This is a genomic window from Halomonas sp. ISL-56 (assembly GCF_018612805.1).
Lineage (GTDB): Bacteria > Pseudomonadota > Gammaproteobacteria > Pseudomonadales > Halomonadaceae > Vreelandella.
In genome coordinates this window covers 1-13471 of record NZ_JAGGRO010000007.1, presented here as the reverse complement: position 1 = coordinate 13471, position 13471 = coordinate 1, and the positions used below count along the sequence as shown (strand labels likewise).

The 13471-nt window shown below is 52.7% G+C and carries 15 protein-coding genes and 1 pseudogene; 13 read left to right on the top strand and 3 right to left on the bottom strand.

All coding sequences use genetic code 11. The annotated features are described in order from the left end of the window. The first annotated feature begins 20 nt into the window (after positions 1-20). The 3 genes from J7J49_RS05705 to J7J49_RS05695 are packed head-to-tail and all read left to right on the top strand — an operon-like array spanning position 21 to position 4330. Positions 21-2045 (top strand): alpha/beta hydrolase domain-containing protein, encoded by a 2025-nt coding sequence (locus J7J49_RS05705; protein WP_215090943.1) that lies wholly within the window; start codon positions 21-23, stop codon positions 2043-2045. A 12-nt stretch (positions 2046-2057) separates the two neighbouring features. Beyond that, entirely contained in the window at positions 2058-3671 is a 1614-nt protein-coding gene (locus J7J49_RS05700; protein WP_215090941.1) for a gamma-glutamyltransferase family protein, read from the top strand. A 59-nt stretch (positions 3672-3730) separates the two neighbouring features. Next, complete coding sequence (locus J7J49_RS05695; RefSeq protein ID WP_215090939.1) at positions 3731-4330, top strand: flavin reductase family protein; 600 nt, start codon at positions 3731-3733, stop codon at positions 4328-4330. On the opposite strand, the gene J7J49_RS22770 is transcribed toward J7J49_RS05695, so the two are convergent. Next, a complete protein-coding gene (locus tag J7J49_RS22770) occupies positions 4293-4556 on the bottom strand; it encodes a tyrosine-type recombinase/integrase (protein WP_353048345.1) in 264 nt (87 codons plus the stop codon). The two genes, J7J49_RS05695 and J7J49_RS22770, sit on opposite strands and share 38 nt — an antisense overlap. Positions 4557-4683: 127 nt before the next feature. Further along, complete coding sequence (locus J7J49_RS05685; protein WP_215090935.1) at positions 4684-5067, bottom strand: phage integrase N-terminal SAM-like domain-containing protein; 384 nt, start codon at positions 5065-5067, stop codon at positions 4684-4686. Positions 5068-5341: 274 nt separating this feature from the next. Between J7J49_RS05685 and J7J49_RS05680 the strand changes: the two genes are divergently transcribed. The 3 genes from J7J49_RS05680 to J7J49_RS22765 all read left to right on the top strand — a co-directional run bounded on the left by J7J49_RS05680 (position 5342) and on the right by J7J49_RS22765 (position 6332). Further along, entirely contained in the window at positions 5342-5557 is a 216-nt protein-coding gene (locus J7J49_RS05680; RefSeq protein WP_215090933.1) for a hypothetical protein, read from the top strand. Positions 5558-5759: 202 nt separating this feature from the next. Continuing rightward, positions 5760-6041: a type II toxin-antitoxin system Phd/YefM family antitoxin gene (locus J7J49_RS05675; RefSeq protein ID WP_215090931.1), complete on the top strand. Its 282-nt coding sequence runs from the start codon at positions 5760-5762 to the stop codon at positions 6039-6041. Between the two features lie 3 nt (positions 6042-6044). Continuing rightward, positions 6045-6332 carry a type II toxin-antitoxin system RelE/ParE family toxin gene (locus J7J49_RS22765; RefSeq protein WP_215090929.1) on the top strand — a complete coding sequence of 96 codons (288 nt, stop codon included), beginning with the start codon at positions 6045-6047 and terminating at the stop codon, positions 6330-6332. Positions 6333-6417: 85 nt separating this feature from the next. On the opposite strand, the gene J7J49_RS05665 is transcribed toward J7J49_RS22765, so the two are convergent. Next, a complete protein-coding gene (locus J7J49_RS05665) occupies positions 6418-6828 on the bottom strand; it encodes a helix-turn-helix domain-containing protein (protein WP_215090927.1) in 411 nt (136 codons plus the stop codon). A 203-nt stretch (positions 6829-7031) separates the two neighbouring features. Here J7J49_RS05665 and J7J49_RS05660 point away from each other — a divergent pair, with 203 nt between their 5' ends. From J7J49_RS05660 to J7J49_RS05640, 7 genes and pseudogenes are all read left to right on the top strand, one after another. Next, positions 7032-7949 (top strand): hypothetical protein, encoded by a 918-nt coding sequence (locus J7J49_RS05660; protein WP_215090925.1) that lies wholly within the window; start codon positions 7032-7034, stop codon positions 7947-7949. Positions 7950-8033: 84 nt separating this feature from the next. Beyond that, positions 8034-8678 carry a hypothetical protein gene (locus J7J49_RS05655; protein ID WP_215090923.1) on the top strand — a complete coding sequence of 215 codons (645 nt, stop codon included), beginning with the start codon at positions 8034-8036 and terminating at the stop codon, positions 8676-8678. A gap of 124 nt (positions 8679-8802) precedes the next feature. Then, entirely contained in the window at positions 8803-9588 is a 786-nt protein-coding gene (locus J7J49_RS05650; RefSeq protein ID WP_215090921.1) for a hypothetical protein, read from the top strand. Between the two features lie 524 nt (positions 9589-10112). Next, positions 10113-10616, top strand: a complete 504-nt coding sequence (locus J7J49_RS22460; RefSeq protein WP_251048167.1) for a transposase — start codon at positions 10113-10115, stop codon at positions 10614-10616. Continuing rightward, the gene (locus J7J49_RS22455) at positions 10547-11125 is read left to right on the top strand and encodes a hypothetical protein (RefSeq protein WP_251048166.1); all 579 of its coding nucleotides are present in this window, start codon (positions 10547-10549) and stop codon (positions 11123-11125) included. Before J7J49_RS22460 ends, J7J49_RS22455 begins: the two co-directional genes overlap by 70 nt. Beyond that, positions 11118-11758: pseudogene (locus J7J49_RS22450) on the top strand (transposase). Before J7J49_RS22455 ends, J7J49_RS22450 begins: the two are co-directional and overlap by 8 nt. Before the next feature lie 211 nt (positions 11759-11969). Further along, the gene (locus J7J49_RS05640) at positions 11970-12992 is read left to right on the top strand and encodes a restriction endonuclease (protein ID WP_215090919.1); all 1023 of its coding nucleotides are present in this window, start codon (positions 11970-11972) and stop codon (positions 12990-12992) included. Positions 12993-13471 lie beyond the last annotated feature (479 nt).

Below are 13471 nucleotides of genomic sequence, written 5' to 3'. Positions count from 1 at the left end.
TTGCCCATGGACTGTCCCACATGACCAACAAGATCACCTTCGACATTCATCACCGCGCGCCCTTTGCAGAGGGCGCGGGCTTTGGCGACACCGGCGCCTATGAACATATCCGGGGCCGGGTGCATTTCGCGGTAGATCCGCTGGCACCCGCGCAGGCGGCAGTGACCGATATCGCGCTGGCACCGCGCGACGCGGACGGGTTGGTGCACTGCGCTGCAGATTTCGAGATCCTGCGCCCGGTCGATGGCGCGCGCGGTAACGGGCGGCTGTTCTATGATTATGGCAACCGCGGCAACAAGCGCGCGCTTCAATTCTTCAACGACGCGCCAAAGACCAATGCGCCGCGTACAGTGGCGGATGCGGGCAACGGCTTCCTGATGCGGCGGGGCTATCACATTCTCTGGATGGGCTGGCAGGGCGATCTGCTGCCGGGTGACGGGCGGATGCTGTTCGATGTGCCCGTCGCCACCGATGGCGACGCGCCGCTGACCGGTACCGTGCGGACCGAACTGATCGCGGGCGGGCCAGGGGTCACGGTATTCCCGCTGAGTTCGCTGGTAACGGCGCGCTCAAACCCCGCTGTCTCCACCGACACCGGCCGCGCGCGCCTCAGTCGCCGCCGCTATGCCTGGAGCCCGCGTGAGGATATTTCCGCCGACCGCTGGTCCTTCGCGCGGGTGGAACGGGGCCCGGGTGTCGACAATCAGGGGACGGAAAACGCCGTCGTGCCATCCGATAGCCATGTCTATCTGCCCGAAGGATTCGAGACCGGCTGGATCTACGAGATTGTCTATGAAGCGCGCGACCCGCAGGTGCTGGGGCTGGGCCATCTAGCGGTGCGCGATGCGGTATCCTTCCTGAAATATGGCGATGCCGATGCCAATGGTACGCCAAACCCTCTGAAGGACAACGGCGGGCGGGTGGATTACGCCTATGCATGGGGCCGGTCGCAGACCGGGCGCTGCATCCGCGATGCGCTGTATCTGGGCTTCAACGCCGATGCCGCAGGCCGTCGCGTGTTCGACGGCGTGCTGCCGCATGTGGCGGGAGCGGGCAAGATGTGGATGAACCACCGTTTTGCCAACCTCGTCCTGCTGCCGGGGCAGGAGTTCGAGAACCATTTCTCACCTGCCGACCGCTTTCCCTTTGCCTATGCCGTATCGACCGATCATCTGACCGGCGTGGTCGATGGCATCCTGAAGCGGCCTGCGACCGACCCCAAGGTGATCCATACCGACACCGCCGCTGAATACTGGCACCGCCGCGCTTCGCTGGTGCATACCGACACCGAAGGCCGCGATCTGCCGCTGCCTGACGGCGTGCGGGTCTATCACTGGGCCAGCACGCAGCATTTCGCCGCGCCAAAGGTCGAACAACCCGGCCATGGCATGAGCCAGACCTATTTCAACGTCGCCGCCAGCTCGATGCTGTTCCGCGCGACGCTGGATAACCTTGACGCTTGGGTGACGCAGGGCATCGCGCCGCCTGACAGTCGGATGCCGCGCAGGTCAGATAGTACGCTGGTTTCCTTTGATGACTGGAAAGCCGGGTTTCCGCAGATCCCCGGCGTAGCGCTGCCGCGCGGTCCCAGCAGGTTGGAGCTGATGGATTTCGGCCCCGACATCGACTGTGGCCTGATCGCGAAAGATCCGCCCGATCTGCCGGGCGGAGAGTACTGCGTGCAGGTTCCTGCCACCGATACTGACGGCAACGATATTGCGGGTATCCGCGTGCCTATGGTGCAGGCGCCGCTGGGCACCTATACCGGCTGGAGCCTGCGCAATGCCACCTTCGGGCTGGGTGCGCTGGAAGGCATCACCGGCAGCTATATCCCGCTACCCACCCGCGAAGATGAGCGCGCGCAGACCGGCGACCCGCGGGTATCAGTGACCGAACGCTATGGCGATGCCGCGGGCTATGCGCGCGCGATCGGCGCGGCGGCGCGCAGGCTCGTCGATGCGGGGCTGATGCTGGAAGAAGACGTGGCGCAGGCCACCGCCGAGGCCGCCGACTGGGGCCGCCCACGACATGATGTGAAACTGTAAGGAAGATATACCATGACTGACAAGGGAATGGTCGTCGCGCCGCAGCCCGAGGCCGCCGAAAGCGGGGTCGAGATCTTGCGGGCCGGTGGCAATGCCGTCGATGCCACCATCGCGACCGCATTAGCGCAGACGGTGGTTGACCCGCTGATGTGCGGGATCGCGGGCTTCGGCTCCATGGCGATCTATGATTCGGCGACGGGCAGGCAGGAGTATCTGGATTTTCACGCCCCCGCCCCCGCTGCCGTGACAGAAGACATGTGGGCCGGTCTGGTCGAGGGCGAGGCGCCGGACGGTTTCGGCTTCCTGTTGCGGGGCCGGGTCAACGACCTTGGTGCGGGCGCGGTCGCGGTGCCCGCCAGCCTGCGCGCCTATGAGGTCGCGCACCAGAGGTTCGGCAGGCTGCCCTGGGCCGATGTTGTCGCCCCCGCGATCCGCTGGGCGCAGGAGGGATACGTCGTGCGGCCCGCGATGTACACGTTCTTTTTGGAAGGCGATGGCTATGGCCGCGCGCCGACACGCGACCGGCTGCGGTATTCCGAGGACGGAAGGCGCCTGTTGTGCGATGCGGATGGCAACCCGAAGTCCGTCGGCACTTTAATCGTCAACCCTGACTACGCGGAGGTTCTGCGCCTAATCGCCCGTGACGGGGCCGATGCGCTGCATGATGGGCCCATCGGCGATCTGGTGGTCGAGGCGATGGAACAGGGTGGTGGCCTAGTCACCCGCGCGGATCTTGCCGCCGTCCGGCCAGAGTTCCGGTCGCCGCTGGAGGGCACCTATCATGGCTTGCGGATTGCGACGAACCAGCCGCCCGGCGGCGGGATCATGCTGCTGCAGATGCTGAACATCCTGGAAAACTTCGATCTGCCCGCGCTGGGTCACAACAGCCCCGAATATATTCGCATCCTGTGCGAGGTGATGAAACGCGCAACGGTGGACAAGGACCGCTACGTCGGCGATCCGGACTTTTGCGACGTGCCGCTGGAAATGCTTCTGGACAAGGGGCGCGCCGCCCGGATGGCCGATGATATCCGCAGGGGCGAGGTGGCCCATGTGCCGCGCCTGAACACCCACGTCCCCGTCCCGCGCGACACGACCCATCTGTCGGTGCGTGATGCAGACGGCTGCTGTGTGGCGCTGACCCATTCGCTGGCGATGCCCTCGGGCGTTATGCCTCGAGGCACGGGCTTTATGCTCAACGGCTGCATGAGCGTGTTCGATCCCCGGCCCGGCAAGCCTGGATCGCTGGCGCCGGGCAAGTCACGTTTCACCGCATCCGCCCCGACGATCGTGCATGACGCCAGCGGGCCGCGCCTGATCCTGGGGGCGCCGGGCGGCACGCAGATCGTGATGGGGGTATTACAGGCGATCGTGAACCATTTCGATTTCGGCATGGATATCGACCGTGCCGTAGCTGCGCCCCGGGTTTCGGCCACTTCAGACCGGATCGATGTGTGCAACCGCATCCCGCGCGATGTGCTGGCACCGCTGGAAGCGCTTGGCTATGCGGTTCAGCGTAACCCCCATGGCTATACTTTTGGCTGGGTTCATGCAATTGCGGTGCGCGATGGCCAGGTCACCGGCGCCGCCGATCCCGGGCGCGACGGAGTGGCCTACCGCGCCTGAGCGCGGGGCCGCCACTCCCCGCAACCCCGAACATTTCCCGCCGCCGAGAGGAGATATGAATGCACTACGGAATCGACCGGCCCCCCCTGTTGAAACACGACCCGTTCAAGGCGATCATCGCGCCACGCCCCATCGGCTGGATCGGCACGCTTAATGCGGATGGTATTTCCAACCTTGCGCCCTACAGCTTTTTCACGCTGCACGGGACCAGTCCACATATGATCAGCTTTACGTCTGAGGGGGACAAACACTCGGTCGTCAATGCGCGTGACCGGGGGGAATTCACCTTTTCGCTGGTGACCGAAGCTCTGGCGCAGGCGATGAATGTGACCTCGGCCTCGCTGGCCGACGGGGCGGATGAATTTACCGCAGCCGGGCTGACGCGCGGGCACAGCATCGAGATCACCGCCCCCTTTGTTGCCGAAAGCCCAGCCGCGCTGGAATGTGTCACGCTGTCGACCACGCAGTTGCGCGACCGGCATGGCGGTCTGACCAACAGCTATCTTGTGTTGGGTGAGGTGGTTCGCACGCATATCAATGACGCGTTCATTCGGGATAGACGTTTTGATACCGTTAAAGCGCGGCCCATCGCGCGCATGGGCTACCGCGACTATGCGACTGTCACCGAAGCATGGGAACTGATGCGACCTTCAGACTGAGCGGGTCGCTGCATCCTTGCCGATTGCCGACTGCACCAGCAAATATCCGAACGCCTAGACGCTCCAGTTTTCCTCGAACCGTGCGAATGTCAGTGCCCTGGCTAATCAACTGCGTTGCGAAACTATGCCGTAAAGAATGGCATGACCCTGGTCGTGTTAGGGAAGAAGATCGCATGGCATATTTAACGGCTTTTTGTACGGCAGAAGTATGAATGTGGTGTAGCACTATCCGGTTGTCGTCATCGAAACACGGCTTGGATGAAGGAAAAAGCCACTGCCAAGCAAGGGAAATGCCCGCATTTGGATATTTTCGATCCAGCGCGTAGGGCAGTGATACAGGAATTGCGTTGGTTTCAATACGGGAGGCAAGCTGCTGCTCTGTCAACTGAATATGAGCGCTTAATGTTTATAACCTCTTGGTGAGAAAGCACCACCGGCAGGCGCTGAGGTCGTTTAGCTCGACTAAACGTGCCAATCTCACCCAGTGGTTGATCTAAAACGTGGCGATAGAGGAATACGATGGCATTGAGAGCTTGGTTCTGTGTACCTGCAGCAACGCGCCTTTCAATCGCGAGATACGCCAAAAATTGGCGTACTTCATTGCCTGCCATGGTGGTAGGATGCCGCATTCTGTGGAAGCGAATGAAAAAGCGAATCCAGTAGCAATAGGTTTTCTCAGTGCGAAGGCTATAGCGCTTGACTCTGAGAGCAGCCTTCACCCTCTCCATCAGTTTCATAGGTTGCACCCACGTGGCTTTTGATACTGTTTGTATGTACAGTGTTATTGAAAATAGCAAATCGCGCAAGCACACGAATCTTGGGTATACAGCCGACATTTGCTTTGCCATCCGAAGAATCAATGGGGTAGAGTCAAACTATGTGGCTGCAAAGCCTCAATCAATGCGCCGTCGCGTTTATTGAGGTTTTGCAGCGGGGCGTAGAATCACTGTTATGTGCAAAAAAATCATAGCGGCGAATAATTCACAACAAGTTACAGAAGAGGATATTCATATGACTAGCGATGAACTTAAAGACCTTATTGACTCAATAAAGGTTGAAGCCAATTATGACCATAAGGCAGGCAATACAACGACCACGTATAAATTGCCAGAAGAAGCACTGAATGAAGAAGTCATTGAAGCGCTGGAGGCAAATTTTGAGCATTACAAAAGTTGTACAGTAACTGGCAATACATTGACCTTAGAGCACCCTGATGTAGATGATTAGTAGAGGGTACTTATGAGCACTCCGCGAAATAGCATTGCGCAAGGCTATGCACATAACAAGTGTAGGCTGTCGGACAAATTACTCGCTGCGCTCGAAATTTGCCGCAGCTACAGGCGTTATGTTTCATAGCGCCGCTTTCTTGCCAATCCTGCGCAGCGGGCGTACGCTTAAGAGTACGACTGGGTGTACGCAGGTGATTCCTATGCTAAGAGTTCGCGTCGATGAAGATATCCGCCCCCTGTCTGAGTTTCGGGCGGGTGTTGCCACATTTGTAAAGCAGATCCATGAAACCCGACGCCCTATGGTGCTAACGCAGAGGGGGCGTGGAGTTGCCGTACTGGTAGATGTCCAGGAGTACGAGAGGATGCAAGAGCGCCTAGAGCTGCTTGAGGAGGTCTACAAAGCCGAAGAGCAGATAGCTAGTGGAGAAGGCATCTCCCATGAGGAGGCAAAAGCACGAGTTTTGGGCAGACTGGAAAAATGAGGATTGTTTGGTCTCCGCTTGCCTTGGAACGCTATCGCCCAATACATAGCTGAAGATAAGCCCAGCGCTGCGGTTGAGTGGGTTGATGGCATATTTGACACTGTGGAGCGGCTGGCGGACTTCCCTGAAAGTGGACGCGTCGTTCCTGAAGTGGGGGGACGTCGCATCAGGGAGGTGATATTTGGAACGTATCGAATTATTTACAGCGTCAGAGACCAGATCGATATTCTGACAGTAAGGCGTAGCAGTCAATTATTGCGAATGTCCGAGCTTGGTGATGAAGAAACATAACCAAGCCATTAAATTCGCTCCCTGCGGTCGCCGGACACTCGTTCCTCGCGCCGTTTATGGCGGGCGTTAAGCAGAGACCCAGAAGCTATGCCGGTGGTTGACCATTTACTATCTTACTCACAGTGCTCTGCTCTATTCCGTACTGTTGAGCGAGCTGCACTTGTGTGTATCGATTGGAGTGGTAAAGGTGATAGATTTCGCGTTTAACCTGATCGCTAAGCCTAGTTGTGGGGAACTGTACATTTGCAATTCTTACAAGTTCATTATACGAATCGATATGACGCCGAAGGTTGTCTCTGCACCTATTCAGTTCGAGCATCAAGTTTGCGTATTTTAGAGCATCTTCATCGGTTTTCATGTTGTTTTGCATCATGCGGACTTGAGCTTCGTAATTGCTGTAATGGTGCTCCATTTCAGTAATAGCTTGGCGTGAGCGGGCGAGCTCTTCTCTGCTTACTTGCTGCTGTTCTTGTTGAATGTACGTTGTGTAGGTCATTGTCGTTCCTTTTGGAATATTTGGAATATCATGATGGTTTTTAGTATGCCATGGTATTCCAAATATTCCAATAGTTTTGTCGTGTCCTATGATCAGCGCTTAACAAGGCCAGGCACGGCGACGTCTTTTTCGTTGCGGCTTCGCCTTCACTACAAAGCCGCGCGTGCTGGCTGCGTTACATGCCTAGGAGAATTGGGCGATAGATGAAAAAATGGGCTTTTTATAAAGAAGGCACTGAATGGCGTAAGATCGGTTTGTATGCCGCTCTGGCTAAAGAGAAAGAAGAGCCAGGTCAGTGGAGGAGGCGAACATATTATAGTACTCATTCTCCTGAAAGTGTTCGTCTTAGAATGCATATTCGTAAAAGCACTAAAGGGACGTTCTCGTTTGCTTATAATCGCGGGCAAGAGGCTGAGATAGAAAGGCTAGGTGGTGGGGAGTCACTGGCTCACTACCTCTATAAAATGGCTATAAGCGAATTAAGTCATACCACTCTTAAGTTATATAATTTAAAAAAGGACGTTGAAGTTAAATTCACTGAAGCTCAAACTGAAAAACGCGTACGCATTGGTGATAGATATTATGATCTTGATGTGTTCGTTAAATTTACTTCGCCATCTGAGTATCAGCTCAAATGGAATGGAGTTCTTGGTATTGAGGTTCATAATACGAACCCGGTTGTAGGGCAAAAATTAAAAGATTTAAAGGCCCTTGGTATTCCAGTTATTGAAGTTAGTGTCAACGATAAATTGGCGTATAGAATACCTGAAGAAAACACCACACCCGACTTAGAAAAAGATTATGTTAGTTTTTTAAAAGAGCACCTATCACACTATTTATGGAGTAAGGTCTTGTCAGATCCTAAGTCAATGATATATTTAGAAAAAGAAAATGCGGATCTGTTTGAGCAGGTTGAGAATTTAAAGAAGCGACTTAGTAATTCTGAAGAGCTTCTTGACAAAGAAAGAAACTCTTCAGAAGAGCATGCAAGAAGACTGAACCAGTTGAGCAGGTCTTTAAGAGAAAAAGATAGCTTGGTGTCCAATCTGGAGTTGCAGTTAGAAAAACTAAAAAACATGGGAACAATCAGATTCCTATGGTTTAAACTAACCGGCAGGTAACAAGCGCATGTTGTCGGACAGGTTTTCCGCTGAGCTCCAAACCTGCCGCAAATGCGAGCGTTAGGAAATAAAAGGACATCGAATATGGCAAAAATTCCGACCCCTCAAGAAACAGCTATAAGAATCTTGGATATATTTGTGAATCACTTTAATTGTCGACCAGACCACGTTCTAAGAATCAATAATTTTATCGTCGTTTGGCACAAAAAGGGATTGCAATGGGAGGATTTCGTTCCGGGAATGGAGTATGCAGCAGAGGCAGGGCTTGTGGATGTGTTGGAAGGTGGAGTTTCTTTCAGGTTAACTCAAATAGGGTTCGATGCTTGTCCTTCAAGTACGGCATCACAGCCGCGTAATGCTGAAACAATCAATCACAATTATATTAATATTGGCCAAGCTATAAATTCACCAATAACTCAAGGCATTGGTTCAACTCAAAATGTCACAGCAAATTATGCACCAATGCCAAAAGATGAATTGATTGATTTTGTAAATTCATTTCGGGAAAATATTGCTGATTTACATTTGTCAGCTCAAGATGAAAGAAAAGTAAATGCTCAACTAGCAACAATTGAGGCTCAGCTTATTGACGAGCCGAATAAAGAAATATTGAGGCACGCGTTCGCAACAATTAAAAACATTACAGAAGGCGCCATAGGTAGTTTGCTAGCAACGGCTGCGCAACCCAGCGTATGGGCTGGCATAAAAGCACTGCTTTCGAGCTTATAATAAAAATGCCTAACAATCGCAGTCACAGCGACGGCTTTTCCATTGCGGCTGCGCCTCCATTACTAAGCCGCGCGTGCTGCGGGCGTTATGTGCGATCAGCGGTCCGTGCAGATAGGGATACTTTATGAAGGAATTTTTCATTTTTGACCCAACTTACGATTGGGCGACCTTAATTCAACTTTTCGGGTTCATTGGTGCTATTTGGGGGATTAGTTTTCAACTGACTAAACAACGGGAACTTCAAAAGGAGAATCATCGGAATGAGCTGCAAGTAGCTATCTACAAAAACATCACGTCCCAAATTGAGGGCAGTTCTCCTACCGGTATAGCCACATCACTTTGGATGGTAGTTGGCGCATTGGACGAAGCGAGAAAAAATGTGAGCCCCGATAGGAATTATGTTCCGCCCCCATTTCGAGTAGAAGCTCTCCATGATGACTTTAAAGAAATTAACCGCAGGCTATGGGCTGTTGCTAGTTCACTAGAAAAGTTCGAGATTGCTTCACCACACTTAACCGTGTTTCGTGCAGTGTTCGTTATCAAGCTAAAGGAGTTGTCAGAGCGATACTTACCAATACTAAATGTTTTGCCACATGTTCTTCTCTCGGATAACGGAATCAAAGAAGCAGAGAATCTATTAGTTTTGGATGACGGCGCCGTTACAATCTTAGAAGAGAAGGCAAACTCATTTGGGGAGGCAGCATACGATGTCGCGGCATTCCTACATGACATACAAGTTGAGTTGCAGAATAGTTTGCTCGGAGACTTCTTTGGCAACAAGGTGCCCATCCGAACCCCAGCGGATGAAAAGCTCGTGCTTACTTCTACTGATTCGAAAATGGTAGAAAGAGCCAAGGAGCTAGTGGCTACCAACAATGCTGCTCAAGGTAATCCGGGCAATGGCACATAACAATCTCATGCAGTTCGCGCCTTCGGCGCCGGATGCAACCTACGGTTGCACCGCTGATGAAGGGCGTTAGCCGCTTTCGGGGTGGTTAAGGGTGGTAAAGTTTTCTAATCTGGCCCTTGCTCGCGTTTTGTTTTTATAGCGGCAAAGCCAAGCAGTCAAAGTATGCAAGTTTGTTGGCAAGGTGCAATCTCTGATGGTTCGGTAACGTTGTTCCTTTTGGCGCATTGGCTCCGCTTGCAATAGGTTTTTAAGGTTCCAGTCATTTCGTTGTATCGTACTTGGCTGGTTAAGTTTTTAATTTTGCACATGGGTGCCTTTGTTCGGTATCGCATGGCGGCAGTGCCGCTTGGGTAGTGTGTTTGTCGCCGCTAACAAGGCGCAGCACTCGCTCCCGTTGGTCGCTGGGACGCCAAACCCGCTGGCGCGTTTTTGTCGCCCGTGTGCGCGGCGTTGAGGCTGTATAAAAACCCCACTGACGGCTAAGTTTTGGTAGGATCGAAAAAAACAGATGAGGAGTGGTCAGCATGCCGCGCTTCAAGGCTTATAACTACGATCAGAACGCCATGGTGGTGATCAACTACCAAGATCAGCTCCAGCCAGGCACCTTTGAACACGCCGTACACTACCTGATCGAGCACAAGCTCGACTTGTCCGTTTTCCATCCCAAGTACCGTAACGATGCAACCGGTCGATTGGCCTATGATCCGGCTATCTTGTTAAAGATCATCCTGTTTGCTTACTCAAAAGGCATCACCTCCAGCCGTGAAATGCAGTGGTGCTGTGAGACCAATATCATTTTCAAAGCCCTTTCCTGCGATACCGTTCCCCACTTCACCACACTGGCCAGCTTCGTCAGTCGGCATGCTGATGAGATTAAGCGCTATTCGAACAAGTGCTACTGGTGTGCCACGAACAAGGCTTGTTGGGTAACGAGCTCTTTGCCATTGACGGCTGCAAGATGTCCTCCGACGCCTCCAAAGAGTGGTCTGGCACGTTCAAAGAATTGGGCGAGAAACGGGACAAATTGAGAGGTCTGATTCGGCATCACCTACTGGAGCACTACGCGCGTGATGAAGCCGAAACGGAAGCCGATCTGGATCGGGATATCCGACGGGCCAAGACGATTCTCTCGCTAGATGCCGCCATGAATAAAGTGGATCGTTTCCTAAAGACGCACAGCCCAAGGATGGGCCGGGGAAAGCGAATCAAGGAAGTGAAGAGTAATCTCACAGATAACGAAAGTGCCAAAATGACGACCAGCAAGGGCACGATTCAAGGCTATAACGGTGTAGCCACGGTGGATAAAAAACACCAGATCGTCATCGATGCCCAGGCCTTTGGCGAAGGCCAGGAACATCACACTTTGCAGCCCGTACTGGAAACGGTCGAAGCCCGTTTTAAGAAGCTAGGAATTGCGGACAACATCTACCAGAAAGGCACCGTCGTCACCGCGGATACCGGCTTCGCCAACGACAAATTTATCGGGAATAAATTTGAACAGCCGCAGGCTGGCCCGAAGGGCGAGTCTCATGGATGAGACGAGTAAACCCAATATGAAGTATCTGCACGAACAGCAGATCAACGGCTACATCCCCGACAATCAGTTCCGCAGCCGAGATCCGAAATTCGCCGACCAGAAAAACAAATACGGCAAGCGCCACCAGAACTTACCAGATAAAGGCTGGCGAGAGACGACGCCCGCCAACGCGTTCCAGTTTGATCCGGTAGAGCTAACGTGTATTTGCCCAACTGGCGAAAAACTGTCCTATCGCGGGCAACGAGAAACTGACAATGGCAAGATCCGGGTACACTTTGAAGGGCGTCTGCTGCAATGTCGGCACTGCCCAAAGAAATACCGATGCATGCAGAACCCGAGCTCGGCCGATCATCGCAATGGCGCAGGACGACAAGTGTCTTTTATTATCGAGAACAAACGCTTACCCAATTACACCGACTGGATGAAACACCGAGTGGATAGCCCGAAGGGCAAGGAAATCTACAGCCATCGTATGTCAGTCGTAGAGCCGGATTCGGCAACATTGGCACGACGAAAAGACTGAACCGCTTCAGTCTTCGGGGTAAGAAAAAGGTGCAAGGTCAGTGGCAGCTCTACTGCTTGGTGCACAATATTGAGAAGTTAGCGAATTATGGCCACTTAGCCGCGTCATGACGGCCTTAGAACGGGGTAAGTTGCTTTTTAAGAGCACAAGGCCGTCTTCAACAAGCTTTAGTTGGGCGCTCTAGTGGCTAAATGCCGTTAATAAGATTACTCAGCCAGATGACTGGCTGAGTAAGTAAATTAGGACGAGAGGCGGTGGAGATGGCTCGAAATCGGGTTTTTCTACAGCCTCGTTAGGCACCACAACAGGAATATCAATTTAATGGCATCAAACTGGAAAGAATACCAAGAGGAAGTGGCGGAGTTCTTCCGTTCTTTAGGTTGCAATACACAGATCGAAAAAAAAGTAGATGGCGCCAGAGGTACTCATAGTGTAGACGTTTGGGTGACATTCAACGTCCTTGGTATTGATGCAAATTGGTTAATTGAATGCAAATACTGGAAGAACGCAGTACCAAAGGAGAAGGTTCTTGCTCTGAGCCAGATTGCGCAGGATGTTGGTGCGGATCGTGCCTTTTTGCTTTCGGAGTCTGGGTTCCAAGCTGGTGCGGTTCGTATGGCAACAAGCACTAATATTACACTAACCAATCTTGAAGAACTCAGGACGCATGCAAAACCAGATATGCTGGACAGGGCAATGAACGCCTTGGCTAAGAAGGCGCATAACCTTCAGAATCAGCTCCATGACATATTAATCTTAGATAACAACAGTCCTGGCCCATGGCCTGGAGCGGACCGTGAAGAGGTAATTGAAATTCTTGCTGAGGTCTTCGAGGTCAAGACAATTGTTTTACCGAAAGCTCTATCGGGTGAATTCCCAGTTTTAATTGACCTTGGGCGGGAAAAAGCATTAGGCGCTGAGCAGTTGGTCACAGAAATAAGCAATAAGTTGGAGAAAATTGAAAAACGTTTAAATGAAATCGATGCGGAAGTGGCCAGCACCCGCAGTGAGGCACAAAAAACGACCGTTTCTTTATTGGAGGAAGTGAGCAAACTATTAGTTTTTGGTGAAAAGGCATTATTTGGACCTTTCACAAGTGAAAATGATTTCGAAGAGTTTAGGTTAGCCGCACTCGAGGCAATGAAGCGGGTTGGTGCTATTAGCAAACAAGCCCGATCTATAGTTGCAGGACACATATCTTCTGATCTTCATGCGCTGACGAGATCTCTAATTGATGGTGTTTACCTTGACCTTTCGCAACCGAAGGTTGATAGACAACAATGGAACGAATCTGCCCGTGCCGCGATAGAGGCACTTGATAGGCTTTCTAAGTCTATTGCCTAACACCTATGAGCCTTCTCTCTGTCAATAGGCCGCAGTGTTTTTTATTGGCCGCGTCAGCGGCCAATAACAAGTCCCTGAGCCAGTGATCCTACTTCATCTGTCATCGTTGGCTGTGAGTGGCTTACAGCAAACACCTATTGAGGCTCTCTTAACGTGGGGGGTTACCACTGCCAGACCGGGTTGCTCCTTGCAGGTGGGTCTGGGGCACTAGACATTCATCGGTTAACCAGCCTCTGTCCTATTCAAACAGCGGGTTACTTTATAGTCCCAGTTAGTTTCAGGTTCAGCGCCGGTGTAAGCCCACTCGCTCAGGGTATTGGTGCACGCCAGCAGGATGGATAATCAAAGCGACGGGCTTCTAGTTGGGTGTAGAAGTCGGGTTTCAGATCTCAAGATCAGTCAGCAGACACCCGGTTTCAGCACACTCCGTGATGATCCAGTTAGACGTTGATCATCATCCTGCTGCGTGACTAACTCGT

Coding starts and splice junctions, on each gene's coding strand:
- J7J49_RS05675 (WP_215090931.1), top strand. CDS start 5,760: ATGCTAAGAGTTCGCGTCGATGAAGATATCCGCCCCCTGTCTGAGTTT.
- J7J49_RS05660 (WP_215090925.1), top strand. CDS start 7,032: ATGAAAAAATGGGCTTTTTATAAAGAAGGCACTGAATGGCGTAAGATC.
- J7J49_RS05655 (WP_215090923.1), top strand. CDS start 8,034: ATGGCAAAAATTCCGACCCCTCAAGAAACAGCTATAAGAATCTTGGAT.
- J7J49_RS22460 (WP_251048167.1), top strand. CDS start 10,113: ATGCCGCGCTTCAAGGCTTATAACTACGATCAGAACGCCATGGTGGTG.
- J7J49_RS05695 (WP_215090939.1), top strand. CDS start 3,731: ATGCACTACGGAATCGACCGGCCCCCCCTGTTGAAACACGACCCGTTC.
- J7J49_RS05705 (WP_215090943.1), top strand. CDS start 21: ATGACCAACAAGATCACCTTCGACATTCATCACCGCGCGCCCTTTGCA.
- J7J49_RS05650 (WP_215090921.1), top strand. CDS start 8,803: ATGAAGGAATTTTTCATTTTTGACCCAACTTACGATTGGGCGACCTTA.
- J7J49_RS05640 (WP_215090919.1), top strand. CDS start 11,970: ATGGCATCAAACTGGAAAGAATACCAAGAGGAAGTGGCGGAGTTCTTC.
- J7J49_RS05700 (WP_215090941.1), top strand. CDS start 2,058: ATGACTGACAAGGGAATGGTCGTCGCGCCGCAGCCCGAGGCCGCCGAA.
- J7J49_RS05685 (WP_215090935.1), bottom strand. CDS start 5,067: ATGAAACTGATGGAGAGGGTGAAGGCTGCTCTCAGAGTCAAGCGCTAT.
- J7J49_RS22455 (WP_251048166.1), top strand. CDS start 10,547: ATGTCCTCCGACGCCTCCAAAGAGTGGTCTGGCACGTTCAAAGAATTG.
- J7J49_RS05665 (WP_215090927.1), bottom strand. CDS start 6,828: ATGACCTACACAACGTACATTCAACAAGAACAGCAGCAAGTAAGCAGA.
- J7J49_RS05680 (WP_215090933.1), top strand. CDS start 5,342: ATGACTAGCGATGAACTTAAAGACCTTATTGACTCAATAAAGGTTGAA.